The organism is Heminiphilus faecis (genome assembly GCF_008728965.1).
Taxonomy (GTDB): Bacteria; Bacteroidota; Bacteroidia; order Bacteroidales; family Muribaculaceae; genus Muribaculum; species Muribaculum faecis.
Window position 1 is genome coordinate 80,041 of record NZ_VSMC01000005.1, and the last position, 15,343, is coordinate 95,383.

Sequence of the window (15,343 nt, forward strand, 5' to 3'; positions counted from 1 at the left end):
ATGTTAGTGATGCAACGCGAGTATCTCTCGATTGTTGCAAAAAAGTCTTTTATAATAAGCACACTGCTTGCGCCGGTAATAATGTTAGCGCTTGTCGCAATACCGGCCCTGCTGATGACAGTCAACAATTCCGACTCCCGTCTTATAAGCATCATTGATGAAACAGGACAATACTCCGACATATTCAAGGACAATGACGACTACCGGTTCAGAATCGAGACCGACATGACTCCTGAAAATATGAAAGACCGCTATAAAAAGGCCGACGGCGACATATACGCCATAGTGGTCATACCCTCCGATGTGGAAGAATCGAAAACAATCAACGTATATTCGGAAAAGCCCGTCAAGATAACCCTCAGCCGCGAACTTGAAGAGCCGCTAAACAAAAGTCTGTCAGACGCCAAGATCGCCTCATACAATCTGCCCGAGTTAAAGGATATGATAGCACAAAGCGATGTGGAAGTCAAAATCAGGAGCCACACATGGGACGAAGAAGGAGAGAAAGTGTCATCAAGCGAGATAGCTATGATAGTCGGGCTTTTCCTCGCTTTTCTTACTTATATGTTTGTGCTCATGTACGGTGCCATGATTATGGGTTCTGTCGTAGAAGACAAGACCAACCGCATAGTTGAGGTCATAGTAAGCACATGCCGTCCGATGGAACTAATGCTCGGGAAAATAGTAAGTATAGCCCTTGTAGGACTTACTCAGATATTGATCTGGGCCGTATTTTTAGGCATAGGCCTGTTTGTGGTCAGTATGTTCGGCATAGCCACCTCCACTCCCGACATTGCCGCAGGCATGACTGCCGGCACCTCTATGCCGGAAATGCCGACATCGGAAGTGTCAGACATATTGCAGGCTGTACTCGGCATAAACTGGTTCAGACTGCTCGGTATATTTATATTGTATTTCATCGGCGGTTATCTGCTATATGCGGCACTGTTTGCCGGTTTCGGCTCGGCTGTGGACCAACAGAGCGATGCCAATCAGTTCACCATGCCTATAATGATGATTATCATACTCGCCCTTGTCATAGGGCAGGCATGCATGGAAAATCCCGACGGAACACTCGGAGTGATAGCTTCACTCGTACCGTTCACATCACCCATAGTCATGATGATACGTCTGCCTTACGATGTACCGGCATGGCAAATATTGACAAGTCTCTTGCTGCTCTACGGCACAGCTTTGCTCTTTGTATTCCTTGCATCGAGAATTTATCGTACCGGCATACTTATGTATGGACGCAAGGTGTCGTTTAAAGAGATCATCCGCTGGATAAAATAGACAATGTGTAAGCAAAACGACACTCATTTATTGCAGATTAAAGATTATTGCCGCAAAAGATGTAAAATAATTCACTTTTCGCTTTGACATTTAAAAATAATGGTGTAATTTTGCTCCATCAAACAACAATATTGAATCAATGAATACGACTCTTCTTTCCCTATCGCTAACTTCAGGCCTTACGCTATCGAAATGATTGTGGGAGAAAGATGCTGTATTATTAAATGATAATGAAAATGAACGTCGGCCTTTCTCCATAGTTTGGAGAAGGCCGATTTTTTTAATTATAAACTAAAACAAATGATAATATATGAGTGACAGATTGTTTATCTTCGACACTACATTGCGCGACGGCGAGCAGGTGCCCGGATGTCAGCTCAACACTGTAGAGAAGATCGAAGTAGCCAAAGCTTTGGAAGAGCTTGGCGTTGATGTGATAGAAGCCGGATTCCCCATATCGAGTCCGGGTGACTTCAACTCGGTTGTAGAGATTTCGAAAGCCGTCACATGGCCTACCATATGTGCGCTTACACGTGCGGTGGAAAACGACATACGTGTTGCCGCCGATGCCCTGCAATACGCAAAGCATAAACGCATACACACCGGCATCGGCACATCGGACTACCATATAAAGTACAAATTCAACTCCAATCGCGAGGATATCCTTGAGCGGGCCATAGCTTGCGTGAAATATGCCAAACGCTTCGTAGAGGATGTACAGTTTTATGCGGAGGACGCCGGACGCACCGACAACGAGTATCTTGCCCGCGTAGTTGAGGCCGTTATAAAAGCCGGCGCCACGGTAGTCAACATACCCGATACGACAGGTTATTGTCTGCCCTCACAGTTCGGCGAAAAGATACAGTATCTGATGGAGCACGTCAAAGGCATACACAATGTCACCATCGCCACCCACTGCCACAACGACTTGGGTATGGCGACGGCCAATACCATGTCAGGTGTGATGCACGGCGCACGTCAGGCCGAAGTGACCATAAACGGCATAGGCGAACGCGCCGGAAACACCTCTCTCGAAGAGGTGGCCATGATATGCCGCTCACATAAAGAACTCGGGATAGACACAAACCTCAACACTACTAAGCTCTACGGCATCAGCCGCATGGTGTCAAGTCTGATGAACATGCCGGTACAGCCCAACAAAGCCATCGTAGGACGCAACGCATTTGCACACAGCTCGGGCATACATCAGGACGGTGTACTTAAAAATCGCGAAAGCTATGAAATAATCGACCCGAAAGATGTGGGCGTGGATGAAAACTCCATAGTACTTACCGCCCGTTCAGGACGCGCGGCTCTGAAACACCGATTGCATGTGCTCGGCATAGAGCTTGACAAAGAGGCGCTCGACAAAGCTTATGAAGGTTTCCTGCAACTTGCCGATAAGAAGAAAGAAATCAATGACGACGACGTACTGCTGCTCGCAGGCGAACACCGCAAGGCATCGCGCCGCCTGAAACTCGACTTCCTTCAGGTGACATCAGGTGTAGGCATAAAGTCAGTGGCATCGATAGGTCTTGATATAGCCGGCGAAAAATTTGAGGCATGTGCATCGGGCAATGGTCCTGTTGATGCTGCCATATCGGCAATCAAGCAGATAATACACCGCAAGATGCTTGTGAAGGAATTTCTCATACAGGCTATCAACAAAGGCAGCAATGACATAGGTAAAGTGCACATGACTGTCGAACACGAAGGAGTGGCCTACTACGGATTTTCGGCCAATACCGACATTGTGGCCGCAAGCGCCGAGGCATTCATCGATGCGATAAATAAATTTGTCCACTAATCAAGCAACTATATTCATTGTCTATGGCACGGACATTATTTGACAAAATATGGGACGCACACACAGTCAATACGGTTGACGGCGGACCCACACAATTATATATAGACCGCCATTACTGCCATGAGGTGACAAGCCCGCAGGCATTTGACGGCCTACGCAGGCGAGGGCTGAAAGTATATCGTCCGGAGCGCACTATATGCTCGCCCGACCACAATGTACCTACCCTGCATCAGGACAAGCCCATCAATGACCCCGTGTCGCGCAAGCAGGTCGAGACACTGTACCGCAACGCAGATGAGTTCGGATTGACACTGTTCGGCCTCGGTCACCCCGGAAACGGTATCATACATGTCATAGGACCTGAAACAGGTCTTACACTCCCGGGCTATACAATAGTGTGCGGTGACAGCCATACGTCAACCCACGGAGCTTTCGGAGCCGTAGCTTTTGGCATAGGCACAAGCGAGGTCGAAATGGTTCTCGCAACCCAATGCATACTGCAGCCCAAGCCCAAAACGATGCGCATAAACATAGAAGGTCGTCTCGGCAAAGACGTTACGGCTAAAGATGTCGCTCTATACATAATAGCTCGTATGTCTACAAGCGGAGCTACAGGATATTTTGTAGAATACTCCGGCGAAGTCATACGCAACATGTCAATGGAAGAGCGCCTGACCGTATGCAATCTGTCAATCGAGATGGGAGCCCGAGGAGGCATGATAGCCCCCGACAAGACTACATTCGCTTATGTCAAAGGGCGTAAGTACGCCCCCAAAGGCGAAGCATGGGACAATGCCGTCAAATATTGGGAATCACTTGCATCCGATGACGATGCCGTCTTCGATAAAGAGGTGACATTTAATGCCGACGACATAGAACCACGCATCACCTACGGTACCAATCCCGGTATGGGCATAGGCATATCCGAAGCCATACCCCACTATGACGGAAACGACGAGGTAGGTCGCGCATCTTACGAAAAGTCTCTTGAATATATGGGCTTCAATACCGGACAGCATCTTGAGGGAACACCTGTGGATTATGTGTTTCTCGGCAGCTGCACCAACGGCCGCATCGAAGACTTCCGTGCATTTGCCGGCTATGTGAAAGGCCATCAAAAGGCACCGTCGGTAACGGCTTGGCTCGTGCCCGGCTCCCGTGCAGTCTTTGAGCAGATAAAAGAAGAAGGCCTTGACATGATACTTGCCGACGCCGGTTTTGAACTGCGTGAACCAGGATGTTCGGCATGTCTGGCCATGAACGATGACAAAGTACCGTCAGGAGCTTTGTGCGTATCCACTTCAAACCGCAATTTCGAAGGCAGACAAGGCCCCGGAGCACGCACAATACTTGCCGGACCGCTCGTAGCAGCAGCCGCGGCAATAACCGGAGTAATAACCGATCCAAGAAAAATCCAATTCACGCATCATGGACAATAGCATAACCGTAATAACATCAAGCGCCATACCGCTGCCGATGGAAAACATCGACACCGATCAGATAATACCCGCCCGCTTTCTGAAAGCGACCTCACGCGAAGGTTTCGGTGACAACCTGTTCAGAGACTGGCGATATAATGCCGACGGCACGCTCAATACCGACTTCGCACTTAATGACCCGCGTTACAAGGGATGTATACTCGTTGCCGGTAAAAATTTCGGATCAGGCTCAAGCAGAGAGCATGCCGCATGGGCTATCCATGACTACGGCTTCAAAGTTGTGGTGTCGAGTTTCTTCGCCGATATACATAAAAATAACGAACTCAATAATTTCGTGCTTCCCGTTGTTGTCAGCGAGGCTTTTCTCGCGGAGATATTCGCATGCATTGACAGCAATCCCTCAACAGAGCTTAAAGTCGACCTACCTGCACAGACCATAACCAACCTTGCCACAGGCCATACCGAAGCGTTCGAGATAAACGCCTACAAAAAACATTGTCTTATCAACGGCCTTGATGACATTGAGTATCTGTTGTCGCGGAAAAACGACATAGAGAACTGGGAAAACATGAATAAATTTTACTAATACATCAGCGATATGCATTTAAAAATAGCAGTATTGCCGGGTGACGGCATCGGTCCGGAGATCTCGGTTCAAGGAGTTGACGTCATGTCGGCAATATGTAAAAAATTCGGTCATACGGTAGAATATGAATACGGGGTAGTCGGGGCAGTGGCTATTGACCATGTCGGCGATCCATTTCCTCCCGAGACTCTTCAATTGTGTAAAAACAGCGACGCCGTACTCTTTTCGGCCGTAGGCGACCCCCGCTTCGACAACGACCCTAACGCCAAGGTTCGCCCGGAACAGGGACTTCTCGCCATGCGCAAGCAACTCGGACTGTACGCCAACATACGCCCAGTAGAGACATTCAAATGTCTTCTTCACAAATCGCCCCTGCGCCCCGAGATAGTCGACGGAGCCGACTTCATATGCATACGAGAACTCACAGGAGGCATGTACTTCGGCGAAAAGTATGAAGACAACGATCGCGCATATGACACCAACCACTATACCCGTAAAGAGGTAGAGCGCATACTGCGTGTGGCCTATGACTATGCCATGCGCCGCCGCAAGCATCTCACTGTCGTCGACAAGGCCAACGTGCTTGCGTCATCGAGGCTTTGGCGGAAAGTGGCGCAGGAGATGGAGAAAGAATATCCCGAAGTGACCACCGACTACATGTATGTCGACAATGCTGCAATGCGCATGATACAGGACCCGCGTTTCTTCGACGTTATGGTTACGGAGAATACATTCGGCGACATTCTTACCGATGAAGGTTCGGTGATATCAGGCTCGATGGGCCTTCTGCCGTCGGCCTCGACAGGAGAAAGTACACCTGTATTCGAACCGATACACGGTTCATGGCCTCAGGCCAAAGGGCTCAATATAGCCAATCCGCTTGCACAGATACTGTCGGTGGCCATGCTTATGGAGTATTTTGACTGCCGTGCTGAAGGTGCGTTAATACGTGAGGCTGTAAATGCCTCGCTATCGGCAGGTGTGGCCACGCCCGATATAACAGGCAATAAAGGCCGGCAATTCAGCACCAGCGACGTAGGCGCATGGATCGTCGACTACATCAATCTGAAATAGCCAATTCATTTTATAACCTATCAGAAGGCTGCATCCGTTTTGTGGATGCGGCCTTTTATATTTATTAAAACTTTGTGCCATATAGCCGTGTTTTATAAGGAAGACAACTGATGAAATGACCAAATGGGATAAAAAGCGAAACAAATTACTTGCAAAAGCACATCTATGGCGGCAAAAACACGTCTCCGATGCGGTGTTTACGTTTGTCGTGGCATTGCTTATCGGATTATGTACCGGCGTGGGGGCTTTTGTACTCAAATATCTTATCGGACATATATCATCCTATCTTTCACAAAACTTGGTCTCGACCGGCAGCAATCCGCATCTGCTACTGCTTCCGTTTACAGGTATATTACTTACAGGTATATATGTAAGATACATAGCCCGTAAGCCGCTAACCCATGGCACTTCATGCATAATGCATGATATGTCTAAAGATATTTCACGTCTTAGCGGCAGTCTCACATACGCTCCTATAATCGGCTGTTCAATAACACTAGGATGCGGAGGATCTGCCGGATCAGAAGGACCTATCGCCTACGCGGGGGCTGCTATGGGAAGCAACATCGGACGTATGTTCAGAGTACATCCCCAATTTCTCATGATGCTTGTAGGGTGTGGAGCAGGAGCCGGCATCGCGGCCATATTCAAAGCTCCTGTAGGCGGCATGCTGTTCACTCTCGAGGTACTGCGTATGGAACTCACTACCCTATCAGTGGTAATGCTTCTGTCGGCATGCCTTATATCGGCGTTGACCGCCTATGTGCTGTCGGGCTGCACGGTCGACCTTGATTATGTCAACGCAGTGCCGTTTGACACATCGACATTGCCTTTTGTGCTTTTATTGGGAATATTTTGCGGTGTATACTCACTTTTCTATTCGGGAGTGATGAAACGCATGGACCGCTTCTTTGCCGGCCTCCGCAATCCATGGGTAAAAAACATAATTGCAGGATTGTCCATATCGGTTCTGGTATTTTTATTTCCCGCGTTTTATGGTGAGGGCTATGATATAATCGAGAAAGTGCTCAACGGCTCTCCACAGGATATAGCCGATTACAGTATGTTTTATCCGGCCGGAGCCGACAGTATGACATTGCTATTCATGGCAGGGTGTATTATAATTTTTAAAAGTTTAATTACCTCGGCCACTAACAGCGGTGGGGGTGTGGGCGGTGACTTTGCGCCCACTCTCTTTGCCGGGGCTATGGCAGGGCTTTTTTTCGTAATGTTGCTTAACATGTACTTCGGCACACAACTCGACTCAGGTAATTTTGCCTACTATGCCATGGCCGGAGTCATGGCCGGAGCCATACACGCACCGCTCATGGCCATATTTCTGACCGTAGAGATGACCGGACAATACACCTTGCTTCTGCCCCTCACTATCGTAGCGGCCATATCATACGGCATAGTAAAATTATTTCGCGACAAAAACTTCCTTATAGACAGAATCGAATTCTGGTATCGCCGTCACGAAAAGCAGGTCAGTCCTCGGAATAATGACGCAACACCCGTCGGTAAGAGTTAAATATCTTAGACTTTGACACAAAGCCCACATACTTGTCATTCTCGTCGACGACAGGAAGATTCCACGCTCCCGTACGGTCAAAAGTCTTCATCACGTCTTCCATCGGATCGCCGATGCGTATCTTTGCCGGCGGCATAGACATGAATTTGGACACATACATGCGCTTGTACAGATCAGGACGGAACATAATGTTACGTATATCGTCAAGAAGCACTACTCCCATGAGTTTTTCATCGCAGTCCACCACCGGAAAGAGGTTACGGTTAGAACGACTTATCACATCGACCATAGCCTTCAGATTCATGTCGGGAGTCACCGGAATAAAATCGTTTTCTATTACTGAATTTATTTTTAACAACCTCAGCACCGACTTGTCCTTATGATGCGTAAGGAGTTCTCCACGCTTGGCAAGTCGCATGGCATATATGCTGTAAGGCTCAAAAACCTTTATCGTTCCGTAAGAAATTGTAGATACAATGAGCAACGGTAAAAACAGGTCGTACCCTCCGGTAAGTTCTGCCGTAAGGAATATTGCCATAAGAGGAGCGTGCATCACGCCCGACATGACGCCCGCCATACCCATAAGCGCGAAATTCTTGACCGACAGATCTATATCAAAGCCGATATTATTCAACGTAAATGCAAAACAGAAGCCGGCCATAGACCCCACATAAAGGGCGGGTGCAAAAGTACCTCCCACTCCGCCGGCGCCATTAGTCGACGACGTGGCAAATGCTTTGGCCAGCGTGACACACAGCACATACAGCGCTATGACCCACGGCAGATGACGGTCACCATAAAAAACAGAGCCGTTCAACGCCGCAGCCGGGTCGCCGTTAAGCATGGATGTGATGACCCCGTATCCTTCACCATACAAAGGTGGGAACACAAATATCAGAATCGCAAGCAGTATACCGCCTATGGCTCCCTTTTTCCAATGATTTTTTATCGAACCGTAAAAGGTCTCCATCATGTTTATGACACGAATAAAATAAAGAGACACAAATCCGCACAATATACCGAGTATAATGGCATACGGGATTCTAACCGGTAGAAAATTCTCACTCTGCGTGAAAAAGAACTGCACATCATAACCGGTAAATACATAGGCCACGGTAGCGGCAGTCACCGACGATATAAGAAGAGGCATAACCGTGACTGTGGTAAGATCAAGCATCAGTACTTCCAGAGTGAACAGAGCACCGGCAAGGGGTGCCTTGAAAATACCCGACAGACCGGCCGCGGCACCACACCCGACCAGCAACATAAGTACACGAGGCGACAACCTAAATGCCTGACCTATATTGGAGCCAATGGCAGCTCCGGTATATACTATAGGGCCCTCGGCACCGACCGAGCCGCCGAATCCGATAGTGATTGAACTCGCCACTACCGACGTATAACAATTATGGGCTTTAAGACGGCTTTTGTTCTGCGAAATGGCATAAAGCACTTTAGTCACACCGTGCGATATATTGTCTTTTACCACATATCTTACATAGCATGAAGCGATAATGATGCCTACAAGCGGATACAACAGATAAAGATAGTTGCCTCCTGTCACGTCTATATTCAAAAGAAGCGAACTTGATATAAAATGGATAAGCCACTTAAATACCAATGCGGCAAACCCGCATAATATACCGATTATGAACGCAAGCATCACTACAAAATCGCGCTCTTTTATATGCTTTTCCCTCCATTGAAGAAGCGAGAAAAACCACTGGTTGGCCCGGTTCGATATACAGTCAAATGATAACATTTAGATTCCTTTTCCTGTTATTAAAATCTTGATGGTATAAAATATAACTTTCAGATCGGTGTACGGCGACATATTGTCGATATAATCAAGGTCGTAACGCAAACGCGCCACCATACCCTGAACATCGGAAGCATAACCGTATCTGATATTGCCCCATGACGTCAGTCCGGGACGCACGGTGCTGATGCGGCTGTACTCCGGAACATAATCCGATATAAGTTTTGCAAAGTGTTCCCGCTCGGGACGTGGTCCTACAATCGACATATCACCCTTTAACACATTCCACAGCTGTGGCAGTTCGTCCAAGTGATATCGACGCAAAAAACGCCCTACACGAGTTATACGCCGGTCATCGGCTACGGCAAGCAAAGGACCGTTCCGCTCCGCATCGTTAACCATAGTACGCAATTTGTATATAATAAACTTGCGATTGCCACGTCCTAAACGTTCCTGACGAAAAACGGCCGGTCCGGCAGAATCACATTTTATGATAAAGCACATCACAGCCAAGAAAGGCAAAAGCATGACAATAGAGGGCGCTGCCAAAACAATGTCCGCAATCCGTTTTGCAGATCCATAAAAAGGCATTTTACCTGACGCGGATATACCACCCGACGCCGTCTGTGCACACTCCACCCTCAATCTCTAAGTACTTTTATTGAATTATCAACGTCAACTTTAACCACTCTTGACGGTAAAGCACCTCCACTGTCATCACGCCTTGTGACACAGATATAATCCACGCTATTCTTTATTATATCGTCAATCTCATCAAATGCAGCCGCAGAAGGCGCCCCGCTTATATTGGCCGATGTAGACACCAACGGCACACCTGACAGGCGGCACAATTCTGAAGAAAATGCCTCTGAAGTAATCCTGACACCGACACTTCCGTCATCAGCCACAAGTTCGGGAGCTATCCCGCAGGCATCGGGCAACACGACAGTCGTAGGCCTTCCTGAAGCCAAAAGCAGGCTTTCCGCCTCGGGAGAAACAGAGGCTATCATCTTAGCCACATCTATGGAATGTGTAAGTACAAGCATGGCTTTGGTGTCAACCCGTCGTTTTATCTCATAGACACGACGCACAGCCTTGCGGTCGGTAGCGTCACAGCCTATACCCCATACGGTATCGGTAGGATAAAGTATGACTTTCCCTTCTTTTATCGCTTCACATGCCTGTTGTAAATCCTGCTCTGTCGACATACAGCTATCTTAATTATGTTTACAAAGATAGCTCATCGATGTGAAACGACGAAATTTATTGTGGTTTTTGCATAGTTTAAATCGCATAAAATCGCTGCGCCGAGAATAAATTATTAACTTTGTAAGTTAACACTAACGCGACATTAATGGCAGAAAGAAATATACTTATAAAAGGAGCGCGGGTAAACAATCTTAAAAACGTGGATGGAGAGATACCGCGCAACAGACTCGTTGTCATAACAGGATTGTCAGGCTCGGGAAAATCATCACTCGCATTTGACACCCTGTATGCCGAAGGCCAACGACGATACGTAGAGAGCCTTTCGGCATATGCCCGACAGTTTCTTGGCAAAATGTCAAAACCTGAAGCCGATTTCATAAAAGGCCTTCCTCCCGCCATAGCCATAGAACAGAAAGTAAACACACGCAATCCGCGTTCGACAGTGGGTACATCCACAGAAATTTACGATTATCTGCGTCTGCTTTTCGGACGCATAGGACGCACCTATTCACCCGTATCGGGCCAACAGGTAAAAAAGCATACTGTCGAGGATGTTCTCTCAACAGCGGCGAGTTATCCGGAAGGCACACGCATAGCTGTCATAAGCCCGATAACATTGTCAGAAAACAGGAAATTCAAAGACCAGCTGGAGATTCTGCTGAAAGGCGGTTATTCACGCGTAGTAAAAAACGGAGAGTTCATACTTATAGAAGACCTTATCGACAACGCAGGGTGTCCTGTTGCAGCCGATGGTTATGACCTGCTTATCGACCGCCTCACCGTCAGTTATCAGGGCGATGAAGCAAGCCGGCTTGCGGACTCTGCGGAGACGGCATTTTTCGAAGGACATGACATGATGAGTCTGCTCGTGTGGAGTGACAATGGCATTCATCGTCATGACTTCTCAAAGCATTTTGAAGCCGACGGCATGACTTTTCGCGAACCATCGGAATCCATGTTCAACTTCAACAATCCTTACGGCGCCTGCCCCCGGTGTGAAGGCTTCGGACGTATAATAGGCCTTGATCCCAATCTTATCGTGCCCGATCGCTCTCTGTCGGTATACGAAGACGCGGTGATATGCTGGCGCGGCGATAAAATGAGCGAGTGGAAAAAAGAACTTATACACATAGCGCCACACGTGGGCTTTCCGATACATCGTCCATACTGCGACCTGAACGAAAAAGAGCTCGACCTGCTATGGCACGGCAACGGACGTTTTAAAGGTATCGACGGCTTTTTCAAAATGGTGGAGGAAAACCAGTACAAAATACAATATCGAGTCATGCTGGCCAGATACAGAGGCAAGACTACATGCCCCGATTGCGAAGGAAGCCGGCTGAGCCGAGACGCGTCATATGTAAAAGTCGGAGGAGCCGGTATTTCGGACCTTGTAAAAATGCCAGTCATCGAACTGCGCAAATGGTTTGAGTCACTCACACTTGATGATACCGATGCAAAAGTGGCGGCACGACTTCTTGTCGAAATAAACAACCGTATAGGTTTCCTCTGTGACGTGGGACTCGGTTATCTCACTCTCGACCGCCTGTCATCATCGCTTTCGGGCGGCGAAAGCCAACGTATAAATCTCGCCACGTCACTCGGCAGCAGTCTTGTGGGCTCGCTGTACATACTCGACGAACCGAGCATAGGACTACATTCACGCGACACACAGCAGCTTATAGGAGTGCTGCGCAAGTTGCAGAAGCTGGGCAATACGGTGGTAGTGGTAGAGCACGACGAAGAGATAATGAGAGCATCGGACTATATAATCGATGTAGGACCGGAAGCCGGGCGTCATGGAGGGGAGATAATATATCAAGGTGATATCGACAACCTTCAACAAGCAACAACATCCTATACGGTAAGATATCTTAACGGAGAGCTGTCCATACCAATACCGGACAAGCGACGCCAATGGCGCAATTATATTGAAGTGACCGGCGCACGGCAGCATAACCTTAAGAATATTGACGTCAGGTTTCCGCTTGAAGTCATGACAGTCGTCACAGGAGTAAGCGGTTCAGGTAAATCGACTCTTGTACGCGACATTCTTTATCGCGCCCTATTGCGGCACCTCGGAGAACCGGGCGACGCTCCGGGACTGCATAAATCGTTGCGCGGCGATCTTCAGCGCATATCGGCAGTTGAATTTGTTGATCAGAATCCGATAGGCAAATCTTCGCGAAGCAATGCTGCCACATATCTGAAAGCATTCGATGAGATACGACGTCTTTTTGCCGAACAACAGGGCGCAAAACAGATGGGCTTCTCACCCGGATATTTTTCATTCAATTCCGAGGGAGGCCGATGTGAGGAGTGTAAAGGCGAAGGCACTATAACCATCGAAATGCAGTTCATGGCCGATATTGTCATACCCTGTGAGTCTTGTCACGGACAACGTTACAACGCCGATGTACTTGAAATCAGATATAGAGATAAAAACATCAACGACGTGCTGAACATGACCGTCAATCAAGCCATCGAATTTTTCGGGGAGTCGAAGGAGTCATTACCGAAAAAAATCGTCAGGCGGCTTAAACCTCTTCAGGACGTAGGCCTCGGATACATTAAGCTCGGACAGTCCTCGTCAACATTATCAGGCGGTGAAAACCAGCGAGTGAAACTCGCCTACTTCCTTTCACTTGAAAAACCGTCACCCACCATGTTTATTTTCGATGAGCCGACTACCGGATTACACTTCCATGACATAAACACTCTCATGGATTCTTTCAACCGGCTTATAGCACTCGGGCATACGGTAGTGATAATCGAGCACAACATGGATGTAATAAAATGCGCCGACCATATTATAGACATAGGACCGGAAGGAGGAAATGCAGGCGGAAATATCGTCATTGCCGGTACACCGGAGGAAGTAGCGGCATGTAATGAAAGTTATACCGGACGCTACCTTTCTGAAAAGTTGTGACCGGGTCCTATTTCATCACCTGTTTATCATAATTGTCACAATCGTTTTACCGACACCGATTATAATACAGTCTCCTACATATACGGCAATTATTTAACAACGTATTTTTTACATTGACCCCTTATTTGTATCTTTGCTACCCGTAAAATAATAAATGATATCAAGTATGAACGTCAACATCGAGGAATTAATAACAATAAATTACGAGTTGGAAGGACTGCTTTATCTTGTCCTGCATCGAGGCGAAGATACTCCGCAACAAATCTGGAGTATGATAAATGACAAAATCGATGCACTGCGGGAAGGCATAAAAATATCGGAAGAGCAAGACGATGCGGCTCAGGATTCGGCGGCAGATGATACGTACAACGTTAACGATGCTATAGCTGCTGAACCGAAAGATATTATGACTGTTCATGACATTGAAGAGACATCTGCACAACATAGTGAAGAAGCCTTAGCACCGACAATCGAATATAATATAGAAACTGAAACTATCGTAGAAGAAGCAACAGAAGCAGTAACCGAAAGTAAGACCGAGACTGAAGTTGCGGCTGAGCCTATGATAGAGGAAGAGACAGAATCGGAATATGAGGAAACGAAAAATGAGACAATCGAGTCTCATGACACAACAGCATCTGACACCGAAGAAGTAAATGAAGAAACTTACGAGATAATTGAAGAAACACCGTCAGGTAACGAGCCCATAAGACTTGATGAAAAGCTCGCCCGACAGTATTCCAGAGATCTCCGCAAAGCATTTTCACTCAATGACCGTTTCCGCTTCCGTCGTGAACTATTCGGCAACAGTGACGCTGAAATGAACGACACTCTTAATCTTGTTGAAGCCATGCTTAACCGCGAAGAAGCCTGCGACTACTTTTACCATGACTTGCAATGGGACAGAGACAATCCGGAGGTCATTGACTTCATGGCTATAATCGACAAACATTTTTCCAATAAATGAGCGGAAAACTTTACATAGTGCCCACCCCTGTAGGCAACCTTGACGATATGGCTCCGAGGGCGTTGGAGACACTCAAGTCAAGCGACCTGATTCTTTGTGAGGATACCCGTACAAGCGCTGTGTTGTTACGGCATTTCGGCATAAACGTGCCTACGGCAAGTTATCATAAATTTAACGAGCATAACTCCACACGGCCGATGGTAGAGAAACTTGAGAACGGAGCTACGATATCGCTTATAAGCGATGCCGGCACTCCCGGTGTGTCAGACCCCGGCTTCATGCTTGTGCGCGAATGTCGCCGTCAAGGCATAGATGTCGAAACGCTCCCCGGTCCGACAGCTTTGATTCCCGCACTTATTAATTCGGGACTACCCTGCGACCGCTTCACGTTTGAAGGCTTTCTTCCTCAGAAAAAAGGCAGAGCCACGCGCCTTGAAGAATTGTCACGCGAAACGCGTACATTTATAATATATGAATCACCTCTGCGGCTTGTCAAAACACTTCAACAGCTTGCTGAAGTTTGTGGCTATGACCGCGAAGCCTCCGTATCACGCGAGATATCAAAACTTCATGATTCAACCGTAACAGGAACTCTCGACGAGCTCATAAACCACTTCTCGCTGAACATTCCAAGAGGAGAAATCGTTATTGTAGTAAGTGGATATAGAAATATAGCCGAAAAACGCGTTCATCGCAACAAATATAAAGACAACGAGGATACTGACAACAACTAACATAATCATATA

At 47.5% G+C, this 15,343-nt stretch carries 12 protein-coding genes; 9 read left to right on the forward strand and 3 right to left on the reverse strand.

Features of this window, described 5'->3' with window-relative positions:
• The 6 genes from FW767_RS03455 (at nucleotide 1) to FW767_RS03480 (ending at nucleotide 7,730) form a co-directional block, all read left to right on the forward strand.
• On the forward strand, nucleotides 1-1,293 hold the full coding sequence (locus FW767_RS03455; RefSeq protein WP_205523797.1) for an ABC transporter permease: 1,293 nt from the start codon (nucleotides 1-3) through the stop codon (nucleotides 1,291-1,293).
• A gap of 310 nt (nucleotides 1,294-1,603) precedes the next feature.
• Entirely contained in the window at nucleotides 1,604-3,100 is a 1,497-nt protein-coding gene (locus FW767_RS03460; protein WP_121698274.1) for a 2-isopropylmalate synthase, read from the forward strand.
• A 23-nt stretch (nucleotides 3,101-3,123) separates the two neighbouring features.
• The gene (gene leuC / locus FW767_RS03465) at nucleotides 3,124-4,539 is read left to right on the forward strand and encodes a 3-isopropylmalate dehydratase large subunit (protein WP_121698273.1); all 1,416 of its coding nucleotides are present in this window, start codon (nucleotides 3,124-3,126) and stop codon (nucleotides 4,537-4,539) included.
• Nucleotides 4,529-5,125, forward strand: coding sequence for a 3-isopropylmalate dehydratase small subunit (gene leuD / locus FW767_RS03470; protein ID WP_121698272.1), 597 nt, complete (start codon nucleotides 4,529-4,531; stop codon nucleotides 5,123-5,125). Before leuC ends, leuD begins: the two co-directional genes overlap by 11 nt.
• 12 nt (nucleotides 5,126-5,137) lie before the next feature.
• Nucleotides 5,138-6,199: a 3-isopropylmalate dehydrogenase gene (gene leuB, locus FW767_RS03475; RefSeq protein WP_121698271.1), complete on the forward strand. Its 1,062-nt coding sequence runs from the start codon at nucleotides 5,138-5,140 to the stop codon at nucleotides 6,197-6,199.
• A 115-nt stretch (nucleotides 6,200-6,314) separates the two neighbouring features.
• Complete coding sequence (locus FW767_RS03480; protein WP_121698270.1) at nucleotides 6,315-7,730, forward strand: chloride channel protein; 1,416 nt, start codon at nucleotides 6,315-6,317, stop codon at nucleotides 7,728-7,730.
• Here FW767_RS03480 and FW767_RS03485 read toward each other — a convergent pair.
• The 3 genes from FW767_RS03485 to FW767_RS03495 are packed head-to-tail and all read right to left on the reverse strand — an operon-like array spanning nucleotide 7,687 to nucleotide 10,697.
• The gene (locus FW767_RS03485; protein ID WP_121698269.1) at nucleotides 7,687-9,492 is read right to left on the reverse strand and encodes a chloride channel protein; all 1,806 of its coding nucleotides are present in this window, start codon (nucleotides 9,490-9,492) and stop codon (nucleotides 7,687-7,689) included. The genes FW767_RS03480 and FW767_RS03485 overlap by 44 nt on opposite strands.
• Nucleotides 9,493-10,080 carry a sugar transferase gene (locus tag FW767_RS03490; RefSeq protein WP_147438696.1) on the reverse strand — a complete coding sequence of 196 codons (588 nt, stop codon included), beginning with the start codon at nucleotides 10,078-10,080 and terminating at the stop codon, nucleotides 9,493-9,495.
• Nucleotides 10,081-10,130: 50 nt separating this feature from the next.
• Nucleotides 10,131-10,697 carry an L-threonylcarbamoyladenylate synthase gene (locus tag FW767_RS03495; RefSeq protein WP_121698267.1) on the reverse strand — a complete coding sequence of 189 codons (567 nt, stop codon included), beginning with the start codon at nucleotides 10,695-10,697 and terminating at the stop codon, nucleotides 10,131-10,133.
• A 146-nt stretch (nucleotides 10,698-10,843) separates the two neighbouring features.
• Here FW767_RS03495 and uvrA point away from each other — a divergent pair, with 146 nt between their 5' ends.
• From uvrA to rsmI, 3 genes are all read left to right on the forward strand, one after another.
• A complete protein-coding gene (gene uvrA, locus FW767_RS03500) occupies nucleotides 10,844-13,630 on the forward strand; it encodes an excinuclease ABC subunit UvrA (protein ID WP_121698266.1) in 2,787 nt (928 codons plus the stop codon).
• A 166-nt stretch (nucleotides 13,631-13,796) separates the two neighbouring features.
• Entirely contained in the window at nucleotides 13,797-14,597 is an 801-nt protein-coding gene (locus FW767_RS03505; protein ID WP_147438695.1) for a hypothetical protein, read from the forward strand.
• The gene (gene rsmI / locus FW767_RS03510; protein WP_121698264.1) at nucleotides 14,594-15,331 is read left to right on the forward strand and encodes a 16S rRNA (cytidine(1402)-2'-O)-methyltransferase; all 738 of its coding nucleotides are present in this window, start codon (nucleotides 14,594-14,596) and stop codon (nucleotides 15,329-15,331) included. Before FW767_RS03505 ends, rsmI begins: the two co-directional genes overlap by 4 nt.
• Nucleotides 15,332-15,343: the final 12 nt, after the last annotated feature.